The 21,622-nt window shown below is 72.1% G+C and carries 22 protein-coding genes; 10 read left to right on the top strand and 12 right to left on the bottom strand.

Annotation, left to right across the window (positions count from 1 at the left end):
- The first annotated feature begins 170 nt into the window (after positions 1-170).
- The 6 genes from ACFXDJ_RS30505 to ACFXDJ_RS30530 all read left to right on the top strand — a co-directional run bounded on the left by ACFXDJ_RS30505 (position 171) and on the right by ACFXDJ_RS30530 (position 7,855).
- Positions 171-1,988, top strand: coding sequence for a glutamyl-tRNA reductase (locus tag ACFXDJ_RS30505; RefSeq protein ID WP_384850928.1), 1,818 nt, complete (start codon positions 171-173; stop codon positions 1,986-1,988).
- Complete coding sequence (hemC, locus tag ACFXDJ_RS30510; protein ID WP_384663820.1) at positions 1,985-2,953, top strand: hydroxymethylbilane synthase; 969 nt, start codon at positions 1,985-1,987, stop codon at positions 2,951-2,953. Before ACFXDJ_RS30505 ends, hemC begins: the two co-directional genes overlap by 4 nt.
- A complete protein-coding gene (locus tag ACFXDJ_RS30515; RefSeq protein WP_384663821.1) occupies positions 2,950-4,617 on the top strand; it encodes a uroporphyrinogen-III synthase in 1,668 nt (555 codons plus the stop codon). Before hemC ends, ACFXDJ_RS30515 begins: the two co-directional genes overlap by 4 nt.
- A 120-nt stretch (positions 4,618-4,737) precedes the next feature.
- Positions 4,738-5,121, top strand: a complete 384-nt coding sequence (locus ACFXDJ_RS30520) for a hypothetical protein (RefSeq protein WP_384664170.1) — start codon at positions 4,738-4,740, stop codon at positions 5,119-5,121.
- A gap of 102 nt (positions 5,122-5,223) precedes the next feature.
- Complete coding sequence (hemB, locus tag ACFXDJ_RS30525) at positions 5,224-6,225, top strand: porphobilinogen synthase (protein ID WP_384664168.1); 1,002 nt, start codon at positions 5,224-5,226, stop codon at positions 6,223-6,225.
- A 1,357-nt stretch (positions 6,226-7,582) separates the two neighbouring features.
- Positions 7,583-7,855, top strand: a complete 273-nt coding sequence (locus ACFXDJ_RS30530; protein WP_384649982.1) for a DUF1876 domain-containing protein — start codon at positions 7,583-7,585, stop codon at positions 7,853-7,855.
- Here ACFXDJ_RS30530 and ACFXDJ_RS30535 read toward each other — a convergent pair.
- Both ACFXDJ_RS30535 and ACFXDJ_RS30540 read right to left on the bottom strand, forming a co-directional pair.
- The gene (locus tag ACFXDJ_RS30535) at positions 7,837-8,076 is read right to left on the bottom strand and encodes a DUF397 domain-containing protein (RefSeq protein ID WP_384850930.1); all 240 of its coding nucleotides are present in this window, start codon (positions 8,074-8,076) and stop codon (positions 7,837-7,839) included. The genes ACFXDJ_RS30530 and ACFXDJ_RS30535 overlap by 19 nt on opposite strands.
- On the bottom strand, positions 8,073-8,897 hold the full coding sequence (locus ACFXDJ_RS30540; protein ID WP_384850932.1) for a helix-turn-helix domain-containing protein: 825 nt from the start codon (positions 8,895-8,897) through the stop codon (positions 8,073-8,075). The genes ACFXDJ_RS30535 and ACFXDJ_RS30540 overlap by 4 nt, the downstream gene beginning before the upstream one ends.
- A 140-nt stretch (positions 8,898-9,037) precedes the next feature.
- On the opposite strand from ACFXDJ_RS30540, the gene ACFXDJ_RS30545 reads away from it, so the two are divergent.
- Entirely contained in the window at positions 9,038-9,400 is a 363-nt protein-coding gene (locus ACFXDJ_RS30545; protein WP_384650095.1) for an ATP-binding protein, read from the top strand.
- Between the two features lies 1 nt (position 9,401).
- Here ACFXDJ_RS30545 and ACFXDJ_RS30550 read toward each other — a convergent pair whose 3' ends face one another.
- From ACFXDJ_RS30550 to argS, 8 genes are all read right to left on the bottom strand, one after another.
- Positions 9,402-10,907: a hypothetical protein gene (locus tag ACFXDJ_RS30550; RefSeq protein ID WP_384649988.1), complete on the bottom strand. Its 1,506-nt coding sequence runs from the start codon at positions 10,905-10,907 to the stop codon at positions 9,402-9,404.
- 116 nt (positions 10,908-11,023) lie between these two features.
- A complete protein-coding gene (locus ACFXDJ_RS30555; RefSeq protein ID WP_384649990.1) occupies positions 11,024-11,467 on the bottom strand; it encodes an SRPBCC family protein in 444 nt (147 codons plus the stop codon).
- A complete protein-coding gene (locus ACFXDJ_RS30560) occupies positions 11,464-11,988 on the bottom strand; it encodes an RNA polymerase sigma factor (protein ID WP_384850934.1) in 525 nt (174 codons plus the stop codon). Before ACFXDJ_RS30560 ends, ACFXDJ_RS30555 begins: the two co-directional genes overlap by 4 nt.
- On the bottom strand, positions 11,985-12,500 hold the full coding sequence (locus tag ACFXDJ_RS30565; RefSeq protein WP_384649994.1) for a DUF3995 domain-containing protein: 516 nt from the start codon (positions 12,498-12,500) through the stop codon (positions 11,985-11,987). Before ACFXDJ_RS30565 ends, ACFXDJ_RS30560 begins: the two co-directional genes overlap by 4 nt.
- A 101-nt stretch (positions 12,501-12,601) precedes the next feature.
- Entirely contained in the window at positions 12,602-13,105 is a 504-nt protein-coding gene (locus tag ACFXDJ_RS30570; protein ID WP_384649996.1) for a VOC family protein, read from the bottom strand.
- A gap of 141 nt (positions 13,106-13,246) precedes the next feature.
- The gene (locus tag ACFXDJ_RS30575; RefSeq protein WP_384649998.1) at positions 13,247-13,747 is read right to left on the bottom strand and encodes a hypothetical protein; all 501 of its coding nucleotides are present in this window, start codon (positions 13,745-13,747) and stop codon (positions 13,247-13,249) included.
- Complete coding sequence (locus tag ACFXDJ_RS30580) at positions 13,744-14,046, bottom strand: hypothetical protein (RefSeq protein WP_384650000.1); 303 nt, start codon at positions 14,044-14,046, stop codon at positions 13,744-13,746. The genes ACFXDJ_RS30575 and ACFXDJ_RS30580 overlap by 4 nt, the downstream gene beginning before the upstream one ends.
- Positions 14,047-14,140: 94 nt before the next feature.
- Positions 14,141-15,916: an arginine--tRNA ligase gene (argS, locus tag ACFXDJ_RS30585; protein ID WP_384650002.1), complete on the bottom strand. Its 1,776-nt coding sequence runs from the start codon at positions 15,914-15,916 to the stop codon at positions 14,141-14,143.
- Between the two features lie 182 nt (positions 15,917-16,098).
- Here argS and ACFXDJ_RS30590 point away from each other — a divergent pair, with 182 nt between their 5' ends.
- The 3 genes from ACFXDJ_RS30590 to ACFXDJ_RS30600 all read left to right on the top strand — a co-directional run bounded on the left by ACFXDJ_RS30590 (position 16,099) and on the right by ACFXDJ_RS30600 (position 19,135).
- Complete coding sequence (locus tag ACFXDJ_RS30590; RefSeq protein ID WP_384650004.1) at positions 16,099-16,656, top strand: hypothetical protein; 558 nt, start codon at positions 16,099-16,101, stop codon at positions 16,654-16,656.
- An 87-nt stretch (positions 16,657-16,743) separates the two neighbouring features.
- Positions 16,744-18,474 carry a lysine--tRNA ligase gene (lysS, locus tag ACFXDJ_RS30595; protein ID WP_384650006.1) on the top strand — a complete coding sequence of 577 codons (1,731 nt, stop codon included), beginning with the start codon at positions 16,744-16,746 and terminating at the stop codon, positions 18,472-18,474.
- Between the two features lie 136 nt (positions 18,475-18,610).
- Positions 18,611-19,135 (top strand): hypothetical protein, encoded by a 525-nt coding sequence (locus tag ACFXDJ_RS30600; RefSeq protein WP_384650008.1) that lies wholly within the window; start codon positions 18,611-18,613, stop codon positions 19,133-19,135.
- Here the strand turns inward: ACFXDJ_RS30600 and ACFXDJ_RS30605 are convergent.
- Together ACFXDJ_RS30605 and ACFXDJ_RS30610 are read right to left on the bottom strand one after the other, a co-directional pair.
- Positions 19,132-20,664 carry a DUF2637 domain-containing protein gene (locus tag ACFXDJ_RS30605; protein ID WP_384650010.1) on the bottom strand — a complete coding sequence of 511 codons (1,533 nt, stop codon included), beginning with the start codon at positions 20,662-20,664 and terminating at the stop codon, positions 19,132-19,134. The two genes, ACFXDJ_RS30600 and ACFXDJ_RS30605, sit on opposite strands and share 4 nt — an antisense overlap.
- 109 nt (positions 20,665-20,773) lie before the next feature.
- Positions 20,774-21,559 carry a DUF3558 family protein gene (locus tag ACFXDJ_RS30610; protein WP_384650013.1) on the bottom strand — a complete coding sequence of 262 codons (786 nt, stop codon included), beginning with the start codon at positions 21,557-21,559 and terminating at the stop codon, positions 20,774-20,776.
- Positions 21,560-21,622 lie beyond the last annotated feature (63 nt).

Below are 21,622 nucleotides of genomic sequence, written 5' to 3' on the forward strand. Positions count from 1 at the left end.
ATGCCGTGTGTGTAAGGGCGGGCCCCCCGTCCCGCCGCGGCACGCGGGGGGCGCGCCGCCAGGGTCCCGGTGGCTGTACCGGCCCCCCCGGTGTGGCCCCCCGCTGGGCGGGCCGCCGCCGTCGCGCGCAAGAGCGGCCCGGAGGGTGACGTACCGGCGGTGATGCCGGCATGAGTCTGCTCGTCGTAGGGCTGAGCCATCGCAGCGCGCCCGTGAGCGTGCTGGAGCGGGCCTCGCTGTCCGCCGATGCCAAGATCAAGCTGCTGCACGACACGCTGGCCGCGGAGCCGGCGGCGGAGGCGGCGGTCCTCGCCACGTGCAACCGCATCGAGCTGTACGCGGACGTGGACAAGTTCCACGCGGGTGTCGCCGAGCTGTCCACGCTGCTGGCCCAGCACAGCGGGGTCGCGCTGGAGGAGCTCACTCCCTATCTGTACGTGCACTACGAGGACCGGGCCGTTCACCATCTCTTCTCGGTGGCGTGCGGGCTGGACTCGATGGTGGTCGGCGAGGGGCAGATCCTCGGCCAGATCAAGGACGCGCTGGCGCTGGGGCAGGAGCTCCACACGGCGGGGCGTCTGATCAACGACCTTTTCCAGCAGGCGCTGCGGGTCGGCAAGCGGGCGCACTCCGAGACCGGGATCGACCGGGCCGGGCAGTCGCTGGTGACCTTCGGGCTGGAGCAGCTCGCGGTGCACGTGCCGGTGGAGGAGTGGGCCGCGGGGAAGCGGGCGCTCGTCATCGGTGCGGGGTCGATGTCCTCGCTGGCGGCGGCGACGCTCGCGCGGGTTGGCGTCGCCGAGATCGTGGTGGCCAACCGGACCGCCGAGCGGGCGGAGCGGCTTGCCGAGATTCTGGTTGCCTCGGGCACCGGGGTGGCGGCGTCCGCCGTGCCGATGTCTTCGGTTGCCGATGAGCTGACACGAGTCGACGTCGTCGTGTCCTGCACGGGGGCCACTGGGCTCGTGCTGACTGGGGACGATGTGGCCGCCGCGGTGGCCGTGGCCGTGGGGTCCGGCCCTGCGGGGGCTGTCCCCTACCCGCCCTTCGACCGTTCCCCGGAGCTTCGCCCCGGACCCGATGCCGGTGCGGCGCCGTTGCCGGGGGCCAGCCCCCGGACCCCCGCGCCTCAAACTCCCCCAGCTACCGCTGGGAGGGGCCCCCGGGCGGGGCTGGAGATGGCCGGGCTGGATTTGGCTGCCGTCGCACGGCTCGCGGCCGCTTCGGCCGGTGGGCGGCGGATCGCCGATGCCGGGGCCGTGCGGAGCAAGGTTGCCGTTGAGGACCGGGACGGGTGTCCCGTCGGGCTCGACGCGCTTGCCGCCGATCCGGCGCGGACCGCCGACGGGCGGGCCGCGCTGACCGGGGTGGACGCCAGCTCGCTGGAGCTCCACGGGACCTGGGCCGACCAGGGCGAGGCCGCCGCGCAGCGGCAGCCGCGCAAGGGGGCCCGTAGCCAGGTGGACGGGCAGCCCGTACGGCTCGCGCTGCTGGACCTCGCCATGCCGCGCGACATCGACGCCGCCGTGCACCGGATCCCCGGGGTCCGGCTCGTCGACATCGAGTCGCTGGCCGAGGCCTCCGCCGACGCTCCCATGGCGGCCGATGTCGATGCCGTGCGCGGGATAGTCGCCGGGGAAGTGGCCGCGTTCGGGGCCGCGCAGCGGGCCGCGCACATCACGCCGACCGTGGTCGCCCTGCGCGCCATGGCCGCCGAGGTCGTCGCCATGGAAGTGGCGCGGCTCGACGGGCGCGTACCCGATCTCGACGAGCGGCAGCGGGCTGAAGTGACTCAGACCGTGCGTCGCGTCGTCGACAAGCTCCTCCACGCGCCGACCGTGCGCGTCAAGCAGCTCGCGAGCGAGCCCGGCGGCGCCGGGTACGCCGAGGCGCTGCGCGAACTCTTCGATCTCGACCCGCAGACGGTGGCCTCCGTCAGCCGGGCCGACGAGGCTGACAAGAACCACGACTCAGGACGGGCATCATGAATCCACGTCTCGACCAGCCGCTGAGGCTCGGCACGCGGCGCAGCAAGCTGGCCATGTCCCAGTCCGGGCATGTCGCCGAGGCGGTACGGGCGATCACCGGCCGGCCCGTCGAGCTCGTGGAGATCACGACCTACGGTGACGTGTCCCGCGAGAGCCTTTCGCAGATCGGCGGCACCGGCGTCTTCGTCACCGCCCTGCGCGAGGCCCTCGTACGCGGTGAGGTGGACTTCGCCGTGCACTCGCTGAAGGACCTGCCGACCACGCAGCCCGCCGAGCTCGTCATCGCGGCCATGCCGCCGCGCGAGGACTCCCGGGACGCGCTCGTCGCCCGCGACGGCCTGACCTTCGAGCAGCTGCCCGACGGTGCGCGCATCGGCACCGGCTCGCCGCGGCGGCTGTCGCAGATCCACGCGTACGCCCGGAGCCTGGGGAAGGTCGTCGAGACCGTCCCGATCCGCGGCAACGTCGACACCCGGATCGGGTTCGTGCGCAGCGGGGAGCTCGACGCCGTCGTCCTCGCCGCCGCCGGGCTCAACCGGATCGGCCGCGGAGACGAAGCCACCGAACTGCTGTCCGTCGACAACGTGCTGCCCGCACCCGGCCAGGGTGCCCTGGCCGTGGAGTGCCTCGCGTCCGACACGGACCTGATCGCCGCGCTCGGCGAGCTCGACGACCCGTTCACGCGGGCCGCCGTGACGGCCGAACGCGCCCTGCTCGCCGCCCTGGAGGCCGGTTGCAGCGCCCCCGTGGGCGCGCTCGCCGACCTGTTGGCCGACGGGCAGAATGTCAATGAGATGCGCCTGCGTGGAGTCGTGGGAACCCTCGACGGTTCCACGCTGGTGCAGCTGTCCACCACCGGTCCCGTGCCCCAGTCGTATGACGAGGCCATGGCGCTCGGCCGCGAACTCGCGGACGAGATGCTGGCCAAGGGCGCGGCCGGTCTGATGGGGGAGCGGTCGCTTTGAACCCCACAAGCCCAACCACCTCCGCACGTGCGGCCGTCGCCGTCCACGGGCACGTCACCTTCCTCGGTGCCGGCCCGGGCGACCCCGGACTGCTGACGCTTCGTGCCGTGGAGGCGCTGGCGGCCGCGGACGTACTGATCGCGGAGCCCGAGGTGCTCGACGTCGTACGTACGCATGCGCGCGCGGGGGTGGACACGCCTCAGCTGACGATCGCTGACGAAAGGTCAACGGCCGCCGGGGTCCCGGTGATCCGAGACGCCGCCAATCTTGTCATGGAGGCCGCGCGCTCCGGCAGGCGGGTCGTGCGTGCCGTCACCGGTGACCCCGGGCTCGACGGGAACGCGGCCGAGGAGATGCTCGTCTGCGCGACCGAGGGCATCCCCTTCGAGGTGGTCCCGGGCGTCGCGACCGCCGTCGGCGTGCCCGCGTACGCCGGTGTGCCGCTGAGCGGCAAGCAGGGGGCGGACGTGCGGTTCGTGGACGCGCGCAACGCCTCGCAGCGCTGCTGGAGCGAGGTGGGCGCCAGCGACGGCACCCTCGTCGTCTCCGCCACGCTGGAGACGGTGTCGGCGGCCGCCGCAGAGCTGGTGAGCGCCGGGCGCAAGCCCGACACCCCGCTCACCGTGACGGTGGCCGGCACGACCACCCGCCAGCGCACCTGGAGCGCCACCCTGGGGACCATCGCCCAGGTGTTCAAGCAGGGCAAGATCCTTCCCTCGCCGGAGGGTTCGCGGCCCGTCATAGCCGTGGTCGGGGAGAACTGCGCCGCCGCGCGGCGCGAGGACCTGTCCTGGTTCGAGTCGAAGCCGCTGTTCGGCTGGCGCGTGCTCGTACCTCGCACCAAGGAGCAGGCCGCCTCGCTCTCCGACCAGCTGCGTTCGTACGGCGCGGTGCCCCACGAGGTGCCGACCATCGCCGTGGAGCCGCCGCGCACCCCGCAGCAGATGGAGCGCGCGGTCAAGGGCCTGGTGACCGGCCGCTACGAGTGGATCGCCTTCACCTCGGTGAACGCGGTCAAGGCCGTACGGGAGAAGTTCGAGGAGTACGGGCTCGACGCCCGTGCCTTTGCGGGCATCAAGGTCGCCGCCGTGGGCGAGCAGACCGCCGCCGCGCTGGTGGAGTTCGGGGTCAAGCCCGACCTCGTACCCAGCGGGGAGCAGTCCGCCGCCGGGCTGCTGGAGGACTGGCCGCCGTACGACCCGGTCTTCGACCCGATCGACCGCGTCTTCCTGCCGCGCGCCGACATCGCGACGGAGACGCTGGTCGCGGGCCTGATCGAGCTGGGCTGGGAGGTCGACGACGTCACCGCCTACCGGACCGTGCGCGCCTCGCCGCCGCCGCAGGACACCCGCGAGGCGATCAAGGGCGGCGGCTTCGACGCCGTGCTCTTCACCTCGTCCTCGACCGTGCGGAACCTGGTCGGCATCGCCGGCAAGCCGCACAACGTCACCGTCATCGCGTGCATCGGCCCGGCGACGGCGAAGACGGCCGAGGAGCACGGGCTCCGGGTCGACGTGCTGTCGCCGGAGCCGAGCGTAAGCAAGCTGGCGGAGGCCCTGGCGGAGTACGGGGCCGCGCGCCGCGAGGCCGCGAAGGAGGCCGGGGAGAGCGTCTACCGGCCGAGCGAGCGGCGCCCGGGGGCGCGGCGTCGCCGTACGACCTGAGGTAGCCGGTTCCACCGCGGGGGCCCGGCGCGCAGCGCGCCCGGGCCCCGCGGCGTACCCAGGCGGGTCTGAGTAGCAGCGCGGGTTCCGGGGGCCGGGCGGGCGGGGTTGAGTGGTCCCATGACCGCCTACGAGTTCGTCCCCGGCGCCGGTCCCGATCGCGACTCCGACCCCGACCGGGACCGTCGGGCCTACGTGGCCCCGCTGGCCTCCACCCTGCTGACGCTGCCGCTCGCGTTCCTGTCGCTCCTCTACGCGGGGCTGTCGCCGATGGCCTGCGACTCCTGCGGCACGGAGGCCGCCCACGCGTTCGACGCCAGCTTCAAGGTCGCATGGCCGGTGTTCTGGGTGGGGCTGCTGGCCGCGTTCGCCCTGCTGGTGTGGTGCTGGGCCCTGCCGTGGCGGACGGCCAACGCCGCCCGCCGCGTGGGCATCGCGATCGCCGTGCCCGCGGTGGTGCTGCTGAACGCGGTGGTGTTCTGGGGCCTGCTGGAGCTGCCGTAGCGGCGACGTACGGGGCGGTCGCCGAAGGCGGGGCGGGTCCGGGCCGGGGAGGGCTCTAGGCTTGTCCCGACTGCTGTCGAAGCTCGAAGAGGCGACTACAAGATGAGCGCGTACGGATCCTTCCCCGGCTCGCGGCCCCGCCGGCTGCGCACCACCCCGGCGATGCGGCGCATGGTCGCGGAGACCCGGCTGCACCCCTCGGACCTGATCCTCCCGGCGTTCGTCCGGGAGGGCATCAGCGAGCCGCTCGCCATCTCGGCGATGCCGGGCGTGGTCCAGCACACCCGGGACACGCTGCGGAAGGCCGCCGTGGAGGCGGTCGAGGCGGGGGTCGCGGGGATCATGCTCTTCGGCGTCCCGGCCGACGAGAACAAGGACGCGCGGGGCACCGCCGGCACCGAGCCCGACGGGATCCTCCAGGTCGCGATCCGCGACGTGAAGGCGGAGGTCGGCGACGATCTCGTCATCATGTCCGACCTCTGCCTGGACGAGTACACCGACCACGGCCACTGCGGGGTCCTGGACGAGCACGGCCGGGTGGACAACGACGCGACGCTGGAGCGTTACGCCGAGATGGCGCAGGTCCAGGCAGACGCAGGCGTCCACGTGGTCGGCCCGAGCGGGATGATGGACGGCCAGGTCGGCGTCATCCGCGACGCGCTGGACGAGACGGGCCACGAGGACGTCTCGATCCTGGCGTACACGGCGAAGTACTCCTCCGCCTTCTACGGGCCCTTCCGCGAGGCCGTCGCCTCCTCGCTCCAGGGCGACCGCAAGACGTACCAGCAGGACCCGGCGAACGCCCGCGAGTCGCTGCGCGAACTCGCCCTCGACCTGGAGGAGGGCGCCGACATGGTGATGGTCAAGCCGGCCGGTCCCTACCTCGACATCCTCTACCGGGTCGCGCAGTCCGTGGACGTCCCGGTGGCCGCGTACCAGATCAGCGGCGAGTTCGCGATGATCGAGGCGGCGGCGGAGAAGGGCTGGATCGAGCGCGACCGCGCCATCCTGGAGACCCTGCTCGGCATCAAGCGCGCGGGCGCGGACACGATCCTGACGTACTGGGCCACGGAGGTGGCGGGGTGGCTGCGGGCTGAGGGGTGAGGTGAGGTTGGCTTCGAACGGCGGGGCCGGGTGCGGGGGTTGGCCTTGGCTGCGGGTGGGTCGGTGGCTTTGGGGGGTGCCCGTGGGGCTCCCTCCAGTCCAGTGTCCTTCCGTGCCGGGCCGGTCCCTCAAGGGCGCTCCTGCGTCGCGTCGCTACGCGATGGCCTGCGGCCACCCTTGACCGACCGACCCGTCCCGGAACGCCACAAGACTTCCGGGATCCCCCCGGGGGATGGTCGGGGGGTCGGATACGGAGGAGCGGCCGTGGTCGCAGCCCCCGGGCCCGGTCCCGCCGGTCAGCCGACGTCCGGACGGTCGGGAGAGGCCCGCTGCCCCCGATTGGGGGCGCGGGGAGTCCGGACACCCACCCGACACCGATCGAGGACCCTTCCCGAGGCCGTCGCCCGCCAACCCGCACCAAAGGACGATGACCAGCCCCTCCCACGCTTCGAGGCGCGTCAGATCGCTACACACTGCCACTCGGCTTAGCGACTGCGGCCCGTCTGGGGCTGGCCATAGGCCGCCCACAGAGTGGGAGGGGCTGACGTCGTTGGGCGACGATCAGACCGTCCGTAGTAGGGGTACAGGCCGCAGACGGCCGCTTCCCGCACCCCCAGAGGGGCGGGTGCGGGTCTCACGTCACCTCAGGGGGCTGATCTCGTCCTCAGACTCCGAGAACTGATCGTTTGACTCCCACCCGGCCGCCAAAATGGGACAAATGCACCCCACGGGTGGGGCTGGACGTCGATGGTCCGCAGGCGCGCCCAGAGAGACGCACGGGATGGTCGTGGGCGGCCTATGCCCAGCCCCAGACGGTCGTCAGTCGCTAAGCCGAGTGGCAGTGCGTAGCGATCTGTTGCGCCTCAGGGCCTTGGAGGGGCATCTGGTCATCTTTGGGTGCGGGTTGGCGGGCGACGGCCTCGGGAAGGGTCCTCGATCGGTGTCGGGTGGGTGTCCGGACTCCCCGCGCCCCCAATCCCGACCAGGCGGCCTCTCCCGGCCGCCCGGGCGTCGGCTGACCGGCGGGACCGCCCCCGCACATCCCTGGCCATGGCCGTCCCTCCCCACTCGACCCCCCGGCCATCCCCCGGGGGGATCCCGGAAGTCTTGTGGCGTTCCGGGACGGGTCGGTCGGTCAAGGGTGGCCGCAGGCCATCGCGTAGCGACGCGACCGAAGGGAGCGCCCTTGACGGACCGGCCCGGCACGGAAGGACACTGGACTGGAGGGACGCCCCCAGGGCCCGTCAACGCCACCGCCCCACCCGCAGCACAAGCCCACCGCACCCCGCCGAGTCGCGTCGTATCCCGCTCAGGCGCACCCTGGAGGGATAGGGGCGACCCCTGGAGGTGATGCACCATGTCCACGCTGGTCGGGTGGCATGTGGAGATCGAGTTCACCGAGGAAGGCCACCGTACGAGTGCGGCGGCCATGGTCAGGCTTGGGGACGGCGAGGAGATCAGGGCGCACGGCTACGCCATGCGGCACCCCTCCGACCCGGACCAGCTCAAAGTCGGCGAAGAGATCGCCGGCGCGCGGGCGCTGATGGACATCGCGTCCCAGATGCTGCAGAAGGCCCACACCGAGATCGACGCGGCGACGGGCCGGCACTCCTATCCGCTGACCCACTGAGCGAGCCCCGCCCACGCGGCGGGGGTCAGGTCGAGTACGGGCCCGTGCGGGACCTTCGAGTCCCGCACGTGGACGGTGTGGGGGCAGGTGGCCACCTCGACGCAGTTGCCGCCGTCGCTCGCGCTGTACGTGGACTTCCGCCAGGCGACGGCCACTTCCAGGCAGTCGCCACCGTCGCTGCCGCTGTAACTGGACTTGAACCACGCGAGTTGGGTGCTCATGGATCTCCTAGCAGCCGGTTCAACAGGTCCCTGGTTTCCTCGGGGTTGAGGGCCTGTGTCCGCAGCATCGCATACCTCTGGGCGAGGATGCTGATCTCGTCGAGGTCGGAGACGACCAGGCTGCCGCGCTGGCTCTCGATGTAGGCGATGTGCTGGTAGTTCGGGGTCTCCAGCAGGACAAATGGGCCGTCCAGCGCCGGATGACTGGGGCGCTCCAGCGGCAGGATCTGGATCGAGACGCCGACCCACTCGGAGCAGACCATTAGGTGGCGGAGCTGTTCCTGAAGGACCGCCCGGCCGCCGAGCGGGCAGGCGAGGGCGGGCTCCCAGATCACGAAGCTGGCCTGCATGGGCTTCTCACGGCGTAGCGTTGTTTGTCGGTCGAGCCTGGCCGTCGTTTGGTCCGTAACCTCGCCGTCGGTGTAACGCGGGGTCCGGCTGCGGAACACCGCCCGGGCGTACGCCTCGGTCTGGAGCAGGCCCGGAATCACCTGGTTCTGGTACGAGGACAGCGCGACGGCCTTTTGCTCCAGGTTGATCAGTGGCTCCGCCCAGGGCGGGATCACATCGATCTGCGGCATGTTGCGCGCCGCGACCGTGAGCACCCCGGGGAGCCCCAGGACCTCGTCCAACAGCTCCGCGATATTCGGCATCAACGCCCGCCGCCCCTGCTCGATCGAGGCGATGGTTTCCGCGTCCAGGTTGACCAGCTCTCCGAGCTGCTTCTGGGTCAGGTTCTTGGCGATCCGGGCTGCGGCCACCATTGCGCCGACCATCTTCATCGTCGTCGCGTTCGGCCGTGCGCGTTTCCTCGGTGGCATGACAGCGGACTCCCCACCTTCGCGGCTGTACTACCCCGTGCCGACCCGTACTCATCACTGAGTACGGGTTGGCGCTCAGCAACACGTTAGTCACGTAACGCGACGATCGGCGGGTGAATCTGCATACTCAACCCGCCCTCGTGCACGAGCGCCTCTACCTGCGCTCGCCCCAAACCGTCGCAGCTGCGCGCCACTTCACACGTGACACCTTGGAGGTGTGGGGGAGGGGCGACCGCGACGGCGAGGTGTTGCTCTGCGTGAGCGAGTTGGCGACCAACGCGCTGCGGCACGGGGTCCCGCGCGGCCGGGGGTACCTGGTGCGACTGCTCGCCTTCGACGGGACCGTCCGGATCGAGGTGCACGACAGCGGGCCCGGGCTGTCGCGGATCGGGGAACGGCCGCCGGGGCGGGGGTTGTTGCTCGTGGACGCCCTCGCCGACGCCTGGGGCGTGCTGCCCCGGGCGCCGGGCAAGGTCGTCTGGTGCGAGTTCCGCCTCCGCTGACTCAGGCGGTCGTGCGGCGGCGGTGGCGGCCGGTGCCGGCGACGAGGGCCGCGCCCAGGGTCAGGGCCACGCCGGCTCCGCCGATGGCCCAGGTGGTGGCGGGGCTGCTGCCGGTCTCGGCGAGCTGGCCGCCGGTCTGGCCGCCGGTCTGCGTGCCGGTGCCGGTGCCGGTGCCGGTCTGGCTGATCGGCTGCGCGCCGCCGTTGGGCTTCGGCTGGTTGGTGTCGCCCGTGTTCGTGTCCGCGGCGACGATCGTCGACAGTCGGCCCTGGCTGGGGCTCTGCACGTACACGTGGTTCTCGCCGGACCCGAAGTCGTCCTCGGCGCCGCCGGCCGGACGCAGCACGATGTCGCCGAGCGGGGCGTCCTTGGTGAAGCGGACGCGCAGCTTGACGTCGGTGACCTGTCCGGCGGCGATCGGGTGGGTGTCTCCGATCAGGAAGTAGACGACCCCTGCGTCGCTGTAGACGTGGTGCACCCGCTGCCAGCCGTTCGGGCCGTAGACCTCGGCCTCGATGTGCTTGGGCGCCAGCTTGTCGAAGTCCGGGCGGGCCACGACGAAGGCCAGGCTGAACCGCTCCAGGGACTGCTTGCCGGTGTTGTCGACGTGGAGGGTGAGTTCCTGCCAGTCGCCGCCCGCCTTGAAGCCCCCGGCGGGCACGCCGTTCAGCGAGAGCGAGGGGCCGTCGAGAAGGACGGGGTTCGTGGGGTTGGCCTTCGCACCGGCGATGCTGGTCTCGTACCAGGTGGAGCCGGACCAGGCGTTTCCGCCGTCCGAGCGGATGCTCAGGCCTTCGGAGGACAGCTGGAAGGGGACCACGGCGGTGTCGGCGGCGAAGCTGATCCGCACGTCGATGGTGGAGACCGACTCGCGGGCGACGGACGGCTTCGTGCCGAGGCCGAAGGCGAAGTAGTGGTCGTTGTATCCGCCGATGAACGAGGCCGGCTTCCAGGACTTGTTGCCCGCCGCGTCCGTGGCGAGGTACTCGACCTTGACCTGGTCGGCCTTCAGCTTGCCCTCATCCTGGGAAAGCGTGATCCGGGGTGTGTAGTTGGTGACCTCGATGTTGGCCGAGTTGTCGACCTTCACGGTCAGCGGGGTCCAGCTGCCGTCCGCCTTGAAGCCGCCGTCCGGGATGCCAGACACCGTGACGTCGGGGCCCATGAGGATCGAGTCCGCCGGAGCGTTCTTGACCTCGGCGACCTTCTCGGCCGCCGGGGCCGGGGCCGGAGCCGGGGCGACCGGGGCGGGCGCCGGCGCGGCGGCCTGCGCGGCGGGCTGCGCGACGGCCGGGGCCACCGGCGTGACCGGGGCCGTCTCGGGCGCGGGCTTGGCCTCCGGCTTGGTCTCCGGCCCGGGGGCGGCGGCGGGTGCCGCGGCCTCCTTCGGAGCCGCGTCCGGCACGGTCGCGGCCGGCTGGTCGGCGGCCATGGCCGGGGTGGCCGCGAGCAGGGTCGGGCCGACCATCGCCGCGGCGGCCACGAGTGTCATGCGCTTGAGCTTCATTTGTTGTCCCCCTCTGCTGGCTCCGAACGGCGCACGCGCCGTCCGGCCCCCCAGCACAATTAATTTTGAACACGATCAGATTAGAGGGGGCGGTGAGGTTTGGGAGCTGCGAGAGATCACGAAAGCCTTTCTTTCAGCCGGGAGGCGGCCTGCTCAAGCTCCGATTTCGCACCGAACGGGACGATCGCCCCGCGTCCCGGGACCCGTACGCCGCCCGTCAGGGCGATGCGGGTGCCGCCGCCCGGCTCCGGGGTTGCCGCCATGCCGATGATCAGGAAGCGGCTCTGGAGCCAGCACCAGCCGGGGCGCAGGACGCCGCGGAAGTGGGCCCGTAGGCCGTACTTGCTGCGGGCCAGGGCCTCCACCCGGTCGCCCGTCATCCGGAGGACGCGGACGGTGCGCATGTCCGGCTGGAAGCGGCCGAACTCGCCTTCCAGGTCGGACATCACCGCCCAGACGGATTCGAAGGGGGCGGGGAGGGTCGCCTCCACGACCTCGGCGCCGGGGATCGCGGCGGCCATGATGCGGAGCCGACCGACGGGGTCCACCGCGTGCGTCATGAGAACCACGCCTTCCTGAAGCTCGTACGGGCCCGGTGAAGCCGGGACTTGGCGGTGCCCGGCGGGACGCCGAGCAGGGCGGCCGCGGACTCCTCGTCCAGGCCTTCGATGTCGCGCAGTACGAGGACGGCCCGGTGCGCCGGCGAGAGCCGGGCCAGGACGTCGTCGATGTCGGCGGCGAGCTGGGGGTCGCCGCGACCGGGTACGTCGGCCAGTTCGGCCGGGCGGTCGCGGGCCGCGCGCCGGGCGGTGCGGACGGCTTCGCGGACCGCGATGGACCGGACCCAGCCGTACAGGGTCTCCGGATCCCGCAGGGAGCGCAGGGCCCGGAAGACGGCGAGCAGGGCCTCCTGCGTGGCGTCCGGGCCGTCCGCGAGGGCGATCGGCACGCAGATCCGGGAGATGTACGGGGTCAGGTGGTCGAGGAGGTCGTGCAGGGCGAGGGTGTTGCCGCCCAGGGCCGCGCGGGCGAGGGCGACTCCGCGGTCGCGGTCGCGGGGGGTGAGGGGGCGGCCGGTCACCGGGCTCTCGCCAGACGGGCCGCCGCCCAGCCGAAGCCGAGGCAGGCGGGGGTGTAGAGGGCGAGGTTGAGGGTGCGGAAGGGGCTGTCCGGCGGGCTGTCGAGGAGGCCGGCGGCCCAGCCCAGGCCCGCGAGGCCGCGTACGGCCAGCCCGGCGGCGACGGCGCCCGTCACCAGGCGGGTGGCGCGGCGGGTGGCCGGGCCGCCGCGGCCGTGGGTGTGGGCGAGTACGGCGGCGGCGCCGGTCAGCGTGAGCGCGGCGAGCGGCAGGACGACGGGCGGGCCGAAGGAGACTTCGGTGCCGAGGACCGCCAGGGACAGGCTCCGCTCGTCGGCGGCGGGCCAGGTCAGGCCCGTGGCCCAGTACAGGTGGACCAGCCCGTCGGCGGCGAGCAGCGCGGCGACCGCCCGCCCGGCGCGCAGCCGGGTGGTGTCCTTCAGCGTGCCGGTCAACGGGCCGGTCAACGGGCCGGTCAACGGGCCCTTCAGCGCGCCCTTCAGCGTGTTCTTCATGGTGTGCCCCCTCGGTGGTGAAGCGCTCTGACACACCAAGGAGGGGGCACGCCGGGGAAAGGTTCCGTGTGAGCCCCGTCACGTCGGTGGCGGCGGCCCGGTCAGGCGCCGCGCCCCGGCTGCGCCGTGATCACCGCGAAGACCGCGCCCTGCGGTTCGGCCAGGACCGTCATGCGGCCGGCCGCCATGTCGAAGGCCGGGGCCAGGACCGGGGCGCCGGCCCGCGCGGCGGCGGCCTGGATCGCGTCGACGTCGTCGGCGCCGTCGGCGCCGAAGTAGGGGACCCAGTGCGGCGGGGTGCCCGGCGGGAGGTACCTCGCGTCCATCAGCCCGGCCACCGCGCGGCCGCCGACCCGCAGTTCCGTGTACTCCCCGGCCAGCGGCATCTCGAACGCGGCCGTGGTGACCGGCAGGACGGAGGTGTAGAACGCGACCGCGGCGGGGACGTCGCGGGTGTTCAGCTCGTTCCAGATGAGCGCGCCGTGCTCGTTGACGATGCCCGCGCCGCCGAAGGTGCCCGCCTGCCAGAGGCCGACGGCGGCGCCGGTCGGGTCGGCGACGACGGCCGTCCGCCCGAGGTCCATGACGTCCGTCGGACCCGTCACGACCGTGCCGCCCGCGGGGTTCCGGGTTCGTAGGGGCCGTTCATGTCGGGCACGGGGCCCTCCGCGGGGGTAGGGGCGGGGAAGGACAGCCCGCCCCTACCCGGCTCGCACCGCCCGAATCGGCCCGTCCGGGTGAGCGGCTCAGTGCAGCACGCGTTTGCCCGCGAGGAAGGCGGCGAGGTCCTGCACGTCCAGTACCCGGATCGACTCCGCGGCTCCCGGGAGCGCGTCCCGGCACGCCGTGATGTCGCGCGGGTCGGAGGTGGCGATGACCGCCTCGGGGTGGCGGGCGGCGATGACCACGACCAAGGCGTCCACCGCGTCCGGTCGTTTCTCGGGAGGGATCGCGGCGGAGGCCAGGAGGCGGCCGGCCCGTTTCGCGTCGTCCTCCGTGTGGCCCGCCAGGCATACGCCGCACGAGGGTGGAGCGGAGGCGTGGGCCCCGAAGACGACGCACTGGGGCACGGCGCGGGTCAGGGGCGTCCACTGGCCGGGACGCCAGGCCTGGGCCAGGACCGGCAGGGGGACGATCGGTGGGTGGCCGCCTTCGGTGAGGACCTTGTGCAGGAGACCGCCCGGCCTGTCACCGCGGTCCAGTGCGATGAGCATCCCCGTGTCGTACACGAAGACGGGACTGCTCACGCGGCGGATTCCCTCGCGTCGGAGGCCAGCGCCTGTGCGATGCCTGCTCGCGCGGCCGCGAGGTCGGCCTCGTCGAAGTCGTCGCCCTGACCGGGCGGCGCGGTCATGGCCTCGGTCGCCGCGATGTCCGCGTCGATGTTCGCGAAGCGCCGGGCGACGGTGACGTCCTCGTCGATCTGCCGCAGTACGGCTGCCGTGACGTACGAGGAGACGTCGAGGCCCATGGCGTCGGCATGCTCCTTGACTCTCGCGCGCAGCGCACCGTCCATGCTGATGCTGAACCGCTCCTTGGAGGCCATGCCACGAACGTAGCACGGCGTGTTACGCGGCGTCCCGGGAAAACGCGACGGCCCCCGGGGCGGGTGCGCCGGGGGCCGTCGGTCTGGTTGAAGGTCAGAGCTTCTCGGGGGTCCGGATGCCGAGGAGGGACATGCCCTTGGTGAGGGTGCGGGCGGTTAGGTCGCACAGGAACAGGCGGTTCTCGCCGACGACGAGCTCGGGCTCGGGCTTCACGACCGGGCACTGCTCGTAGAACGTCGCGAACAGCGAGGACAGCTGGTAGAGGTACGCCGCCACCTTGTGCGGGGCGTACTCGGCGGCCGCCTCGGCGATCAGCTCGCCGAAACCGTCCAGGTGCAGGCCGAGCGCGCGCTCCGCCGGAGCCAGCTCCAGCTCCGGGTGCGCGACCGGCTTGCGGTCGCCCGCCCGACGCAGGATCGAGCCGATGCGGGCGTACGCGTACTGGAGGTACACGGACGTGTCGCCGGTCAGCGAGACCATCTGGTCCAGGTCGAACTTGTAGTCGCGCGCGGCCGAGGTCGACAGGTCCGCGTACTTCACGGCGCCGATGCCGACGTACTGGCCGTTCTCGACGATCTCCTCCTCGGTCAGGCCGACCTTCTCCGCCTTCTCGCGCACGACGGCCGTCGCCCGGTCCACCGCCTCGTCCAGCAGGTCCACCAGCCGCACCGTCTCGCCCTCACGGGTCTTGAACGGCTTGCCGTCCTTGCCCAGCACGGTGCCGAAGGCCAGCTGCACGGCCTTGGTGTCCTCGTTCAGCCAGCCGGCCCGGCGGGCCGTCTCGAAGACCATCTTGAAGTGGAGGGACTGGCGGGCGTCCACGACGTAGAGGAGCGTCGTGGCGTCCAGCTCGCCCACGCGGTCGCGGATCGCCGAGAGGTCGGTGGCGGCGTAGCCGAAGCCGCCGTCGGACTTCTGGACGATCAGCGGGGTCGGGTTGCCGTCCGGGCCCTTGACGTCGTCGAAGAACACGCAGAGCGCGCCGTTGGAGCGGACGGCCACGCCCGAGTCCTCCAGCAGCTTGCAGGTCTCGGCGAGCATGTCGTTGTAGCCGGACTCGCCGATGACGTCGGGGTCCTGGATGTCCATGTCCAGCTTGTTGAAGACGGAGTAGAAGTAGATCTTCGACTCGTCCACGAACCGCTGCCAGAGGGCGAGGGTCTGCGGCTCGCCCGCCTGGAGGTCCACCACCCGGGCGCGGGCGCGGGTCTTGAACTCCTCGTCGGAGTCGAAGAGGCCGCGCGAGGCCTTGTAGAGGCGGTTGAGGCTGGACATGGCCTCCTCGCCGGAGACCTCCGCGCCGTCCTCCGCCTTGTGGTCCAGCTCGTGCGGGTGCTCCATCAGGTACTGGATGAGCATGCCGAACTGGGTGCCCCAGTCGCCGATGTGGTGGCGGCGGACCACCTTCTCGCCCGTGAACTCCAGGATCTCCACCATCGCGGCGCCGATCACGGCGGAGCGGAGGTGGCCGACGTGCATCTCCTTGGCCACGTTCGGCTGCGCGTAGTCGATCACGGTCGTACCGGGCTTCGCGGCCAGCGGCACGCCGAGGCGGTCGTCGGCGGCCCGGGCGGCCAGGGTCTCGATGATCGCCCGGTCGGTGATGGTGATGTTGAGGAAGCCGGGTCCGGAGACCTCGATCTCCTGGATCAGGTCACCGGTGGGAATGGACTCGACCACGGTGGTCGCCAGCTCGCGCGGGTTGGCCTTGGCCTTCTTGGCGAGCGCCAGGATGCCGTTGGCCTGGAAGTCGGCCCGGTCGCTTCGTCGCAGCAGGGGGTCGCTCGCACCGGCGTCCGGCAGGGCGGAGGCGAGTGCGTCGGCGACGCGCTGGTTGACGGAAGAAGCGAGGGAAGGGACCGAGGCCATGAGCTGCCGTTCCTGTGAGGATGCGTGTGCCGGGTGCCTGTGCCGGGTGCGTGCCCGGTTCGACAAACCCCGAGTATCCCATGGGAGGGCTGTCCGGCATCCGAGATTTCCCGGCCGCCCAAGGGCCTTCCGCTCCACCCAAGGGCCTTCCGCTCCCCGGGAGCGAGGTCTAGGTTGCGATCATGACGTCGATCGCCCCGCGCCCGTCCGCCGGGACCCCGTTGGAGCTCCGTTGTGCGGGGGTGCCCCTGCAGGCCCTCTTCATGGCAGGGTTCGGGACCCAGGGCGTGCTGCGGCTGATCCACCCGCACGACACGGGGGACATCGTCCTGGGCGTGTTCAGCATCTCGGTCGTGGTCGCGGGGCTCGTGCTCGTGTTGTTCGTGCGCCGGCGTGCGAAGGCCCTGGGATGCGTGGTCCGCCTCGACGGGGAAGGCGTCACCGTCAAGGGCGCGCCCACCGTCCCGTGGGCCGATCTGAGCGCGGTCCACTGGGGCAAGGCCCCCGGCAAGCGGTACGCGGCCCTGGCGCCGCTGGTGTTCGTGCCCCGGCCCGGGGTGGAGCTGCCGCTGGTGCCCGGACCGCTGTTCCGCGCCCGGAGCGAAGGCCGGACCGCCCGTAACCTCAAGCGCTACGGCAGCCCCCTGGTGTTCGCGCCCGTGCAGCTCCGTACGACCGGCCCCGAGGTGCTCGCCGCCGTGCAGCGGCTCAGCCCCGACACTCCGCTCACCTCCGCCTGACGGGCGACCTCGACCAGGCAACCTCAAAGGGCCCGCTTCCGTCTGGGAGAATGGCGGAAGCCAGCATTCGAGATAGAAGGACGTGTCGTGGCTCAGAGCAGCACCGAGACCGACTGGGTCTCCCGTTTCGCGGACGAGGTCATCGCCGAGGCGGAGCGCCGAGCACCCGGCAAACCTGTCGTCGTCGCGTCCGGACTCTCCCCCTCCGGCCCCATCCACCTGGGCAACCTCCGCGAGGTCATGACCCCGCACCTGGTCGCGGACGAGATCCGCCGCCGGGGCATCGAGGTGCGCCACGTCCTGTCGTGGGACGACTACGACCGCTACCGCAAGGTGCCGGCCGGCATCCCCGGCGTGGACCCCGAGACCTACGGCCAGTACATCGGCATGCCGCTGACCGCCGTCCCCGCGCCCGCCGGTTCGGCGTACGCGACGTGGGCCGAGCACTTCAAGGCCGCCATGGTCGAGTCGCTGGCCGAACTGGGCGTCGAGTACGACCCGATCAGCCAGACCGAGCAGTACACGACCGGCGTCTACCGCGACCAGGTCCTGTTCGCGATGAAGCACCGCGCCGACATCGACGCGATCCTCGACCAGTACCGCACCAAGCAGAAGCCGGGCGGCAAGAAGCCCCAACAGAAGCCGGCCGACGAGGCCGAGCTGGAGGCCGCCGAGGGCTCGGGAGCCGCCGCCGAGGACGACGGCAGCGTCGGCGAGGGCGGGTACTTCCCGTACAAGCCGTACTGCGGCCAGTGCGGCAAGGACTTCACCAAGGTGACGTCCTACAACGACGAGACCACCGAGCTGACGTACGTCTGCACCGAGGACGAGTACACCGAGACGGTCAAGCTCAGCGAGTTCAACCGCGGCAAGCTGGTCTGGAAGGTCGACTGGCCCATGCGCTGGGCCTACGAGGGCGTGATCTTCGAGCCCTCGGGCGTCGACCACTCCTCGCCCGGCTCCTCGTTCCAGGTCGGCGGCCAGATCGTCGGCATCTTCGGCGGCGAGCAGCCGATCGGACCGATGTACGCGTTCGTCGGCATCAGCGGCATGGCCAAGATGTCCTCCAGCAAGGGCGGGGTCCCGACCCCGGCCGACGCGCTGAAGATCATGGAACCGCAGCTGCTGCGCTGGCTGTACGCGCGCCGCCGCCCCAACCAGTCCTTCAAGATCGCCTTCGACCAGGAGATCCAGCGGCTCTACGACGAGTGGGACAAGCTGGAGGCCAAGGTCGCGGACGAGTCCGTGCTGCCGGCCGATGCCGCCGCGCACGCGCGGGCCGTACGGACCGCCGCCGGTGAACTGCCGCGCACGCGGCGTCAGATGCCGTACCGGACGCTCGCGTCCGTCGTCGACATCACCGCCGGGCACGACGAGCAGACCCTGCGGATCCTGACCGACCTGGACCCGTCGCAGCCGCTGACCTCGCTCGACGAGGTACGGCCGCGACTGGACCGCGCCGAGAACTGGATCACCACGCAGGTGCCGGCCGACCAGCGGACGCTGGTGCGCGACGAGCCCGACGTCGAGCTCCTGTCCTCCCTGGACGACGAGGGCCGCGAATCGCTGCGGCGGCTCGTGGACGGGCTCGACTCGCACTGGTCGCTCGACGGGCTGACCACGCTCGTCTACGGCGTGCCGAAGGTGATGGCCGGCCTGGAGCCGGACGCCAAGCCGACGCCCGAGCTCAAGGTCGCGCAGCGCACCTTCTTCGCGCTGCTCTACCGGCTGCTCGTGACCCGGGAGACCGGGCCGCGGCTGCCCACGCTGCTCCTCGCGGTGGGGGCGGACCGGGTGCGCAAGCTGCTCGCCGTCTGAGGTTCCTCCTGTGGAAGGGCCCGTACCCCTTGGGGGTGCGGGCCCTTCCCGCGTCCGGGTTCACGTCCACGTTCACTGCGTCCTACCGATTGGTAGGTTGGCATCCGCAACGAGCTGGGCTGGTCAGGGGGAACTGGTGGAGACACGAAGCGGGCGCCGGGGCGCCGGGGCGCTGTGGGCGCGGGGTGCGGCCGCTCTGGCGGTCGTGGGCGGAGTCAGCTGGCTGCTGGCGCGCGCGGTGGCCCCGCCGGAGGGGTCCATGGAGGCGCTGACGGGGCGGGGGGCCGGAAGCCTCGCCGCTTCGGTGCTGGGCGCGGCCGCCACCGGGTCCTGGATGGCCGCGTCCGGCGCGCTCGGGATCGCGCTGATCATCGGGGCCCTGGGGACCGTACGGGGCTGGTGGCGTGCCGGCCGCCGGTCGGGGATGAGCGCCGGGAGCCTGCTGGTAGTGGGCGTGGCCGGTGTGGCGATCCTGGCGTGGGTGCGCGGGCTGCTGGCGGGCGCCGTCCCGGAAGGCTCCGTCGAGGTGCGGTCGCACCCGGGCGCCGCGGGGTTCATGGAGCTTTCCTACGGGCCCGACCTGGCCGTGATCGTGCTGCTGGTCGTGGCGGTGGCTCTCGTACGGGGCTGGCGACGGGTCGGGCGCCAGCCCGGGTCCTAAGCGATGTGCTCGCTCTCCAGGTCGCGCTGGTAGCGCTGCTTCAGCTCCGGCATCAGGCGGCGGATCATCGAAGCGCTGCGCGGGTGCACGATTCCGTGACGGTCCGAGAGGTGTATGTCCACCTGCTCCGGGGTCGGGAACTGGGAGAACTCGTCGAGGAACGCGCGGAAGACCTCGTACGCCGCCTCCGCGAACTTCACGTCGTCGATGTCGGGTTCCGACTCCGGCCCCAGCTCCGAGTCCGGCTCCGGCTCGGCGAGGTCTTCCTCGTGCCGGTCCTGGCGGGGAGCCGGGACCGGGAGCTCCTGCGGGCCCTGCTGCTCCGGGCCGGGGCCGGCCGGGGGCATGACCGGGGTCGGCTCCAGGCCGTCGACGTACTGGGGGTTGTAGCCACCCTGGTACGCGGCCTGCGGGGCGAGGGGAGCCGCGAACCAGGCGCTGTTGTGCGCGGCGGGCATGGCGGTCGGGTCCACCGCGAAGGGGGCGTGCGCCTGGGACCGCGCCGCGGCCGCGGCCTCGGTCTCGGGGCCGAAGGGCAGCCCCGGGCCCACGGCGGGGAAGCCCGCCGCCTGGGCCTGGGCCTGCATCTGCGCTTGCAGCTGCGCCTGCATCTGAGCCTGCGCCTGCGCTTGCATCTGGGCCTGCGCCTGCATCTGAGCCAGCTGCGACTGAGCCGACAGCGACTGCGCCGGCTGCGATTGAGCCGTGCCCGCGACCTCGCCCAGGGCCTCGCCCTTGGCCGTGCCGTCCATCAGGGTGCCGGGGACGACCGCGCCGCCGGCCGCGGTGAGCGCTGGGTGCGTCGGCCCCGACACCTCAGCCACCGGAGGCAGGAGGAGGGGGTCGATGCCGGCCGCGGCCAGACCCTCCGGGGCCGTCTGGGCGAGGGGGACGCCGATGCGGGCCAGCCGGAGCGGCATCAGGGCTCCGACGGGGGCCTTGCGGCGCCAGAAGCGGCCGTAGCGGGCCTGGAGGCGGGCCTGGTAGATCAGCCGGTCCTGCTCCATGCCGACGGCCTGCTCGTAGGAGCGCAGCTCCCACAGCTTCATCCGGCGCCACAGCTTGAACGTGGGGACCGGGGAGAGGAGCCAGCGCGTGATGCGGACGCCCTCCATGTGCCGGTCGGCGGTGATGTCCGCGATCCGGCCCACCGCGTGCCGGGCCGCCTCCACGGTGACCACGAACAGGATCGGGATCACGGCGTGCATGCCGACGCCCAGCGGATCCGGCCAGGCGGCCGCGCCGTTGAACGCGATCGTCGCGAACGTCAGCAGCCACGCCGTCTGGCGCAGCAGCGGGAACGGGATCCGGATCCACGTCAGCAGCAGGTCCAGCGCGAGCAGGACGCAGATGCCCATGTCGATGCCGATGGGGAAGACCAGCGAGAAGTTGCCGAAGCCCTTCTGCATCGCGAGCGCGCGCACGGCGGCGTACGAGCCCGCGAATCCGATCCCGGCGATGACGACGGCACCGGCGACCACCACACCGATCAATATCCGGTGCGTACGAGTCAGCTGCATCGCGGCCACCCGCGATCCCCTCCCCTTGTCGAGCTACGGCAGGCACAGCGTACGCGCGTACGGGTGACCGGACGTCAGCGGTCCGCCGCCGCCCGGGGAGCCGGTCCGCGCGCGACGGCTACGAGGCCGAAGGGGAAGGGGAGGCCGAGGGGGAGGGCGACTGTTCCGGCTGCTTCTCCTTGTTCGCGGCGTCGACCGAGGCCACGGCCTCCTTCGCCGCCGCGATGGCGTCCTGGAGCAGCTTCGCCTGGTCCGGGGCGTCGGCGCCCTCGTAGGCCGCACCGTTGTAGTCGAGGGTGACGACGACGTTCTGGGTGCGGGCGAGGATCGTGTTGTTGAAGAAGTCGCCGTCCTTCTTCGTGGTGAAGGTGATGGAGGTGGCCTGGTCGCCGATGCCGCCCGCCGCCTCCGGCTTCACGTTCTCCGCGCCCTCGGTGACCTTCGCCTTCTCCACCTGCTTGGCGTACTCGTCCTCGGCGCGCTTGTTGCCGGTGCCGACCGAGGCGAGCGAGTCGTAGCGGACGAGGGAGATCGAGAGCCAGCGGTACTGCGAACCCTTCAGTCCGGCTTCGTCCAGGCCGTTCCAGGTGCAGCTCGCGATGGAGGCCAGGTCGTTCGACTTGGCCGCCGTGCCGTTGGAGTCCTTCGCCTTCGGGACGAGCGACTCCACGGTCTTCGCGGAGACCGCCTTGCACGGCTCGGGCAGCTTGGCGTACACGGCCTTCTCCAGCTTCGCGGAGGGCTTGCCGCTCGGCTTGGCGGAGGAGGAGGACGCGTCGGACTTCTTGCCGCTGCCGGCGCCCGAGTCCTTGCCCGAGTCGGACGAGCAGCCGGCGACCGTGAGGATCACCGGAACGGCTGCGCAGGCGAGGACGCGGGTGAGACGCGAGGCTGATCGGTGCATGATTCCTTCAGACGTTGTGGGGCTTCGTGCGGGCTTCGTGCGGGCTTCGTGTTTCGGGCGCGG

The sequence above is a fragment of the Streptomyces sp. NPDC059443 genome (assembly GCF_042750105.1).
Taxonomy (GTDB): Bacteria; Actinomycetota; Actinomycetes; order Streptomycetales; family Streptomycetaceae; genus Streptomyces.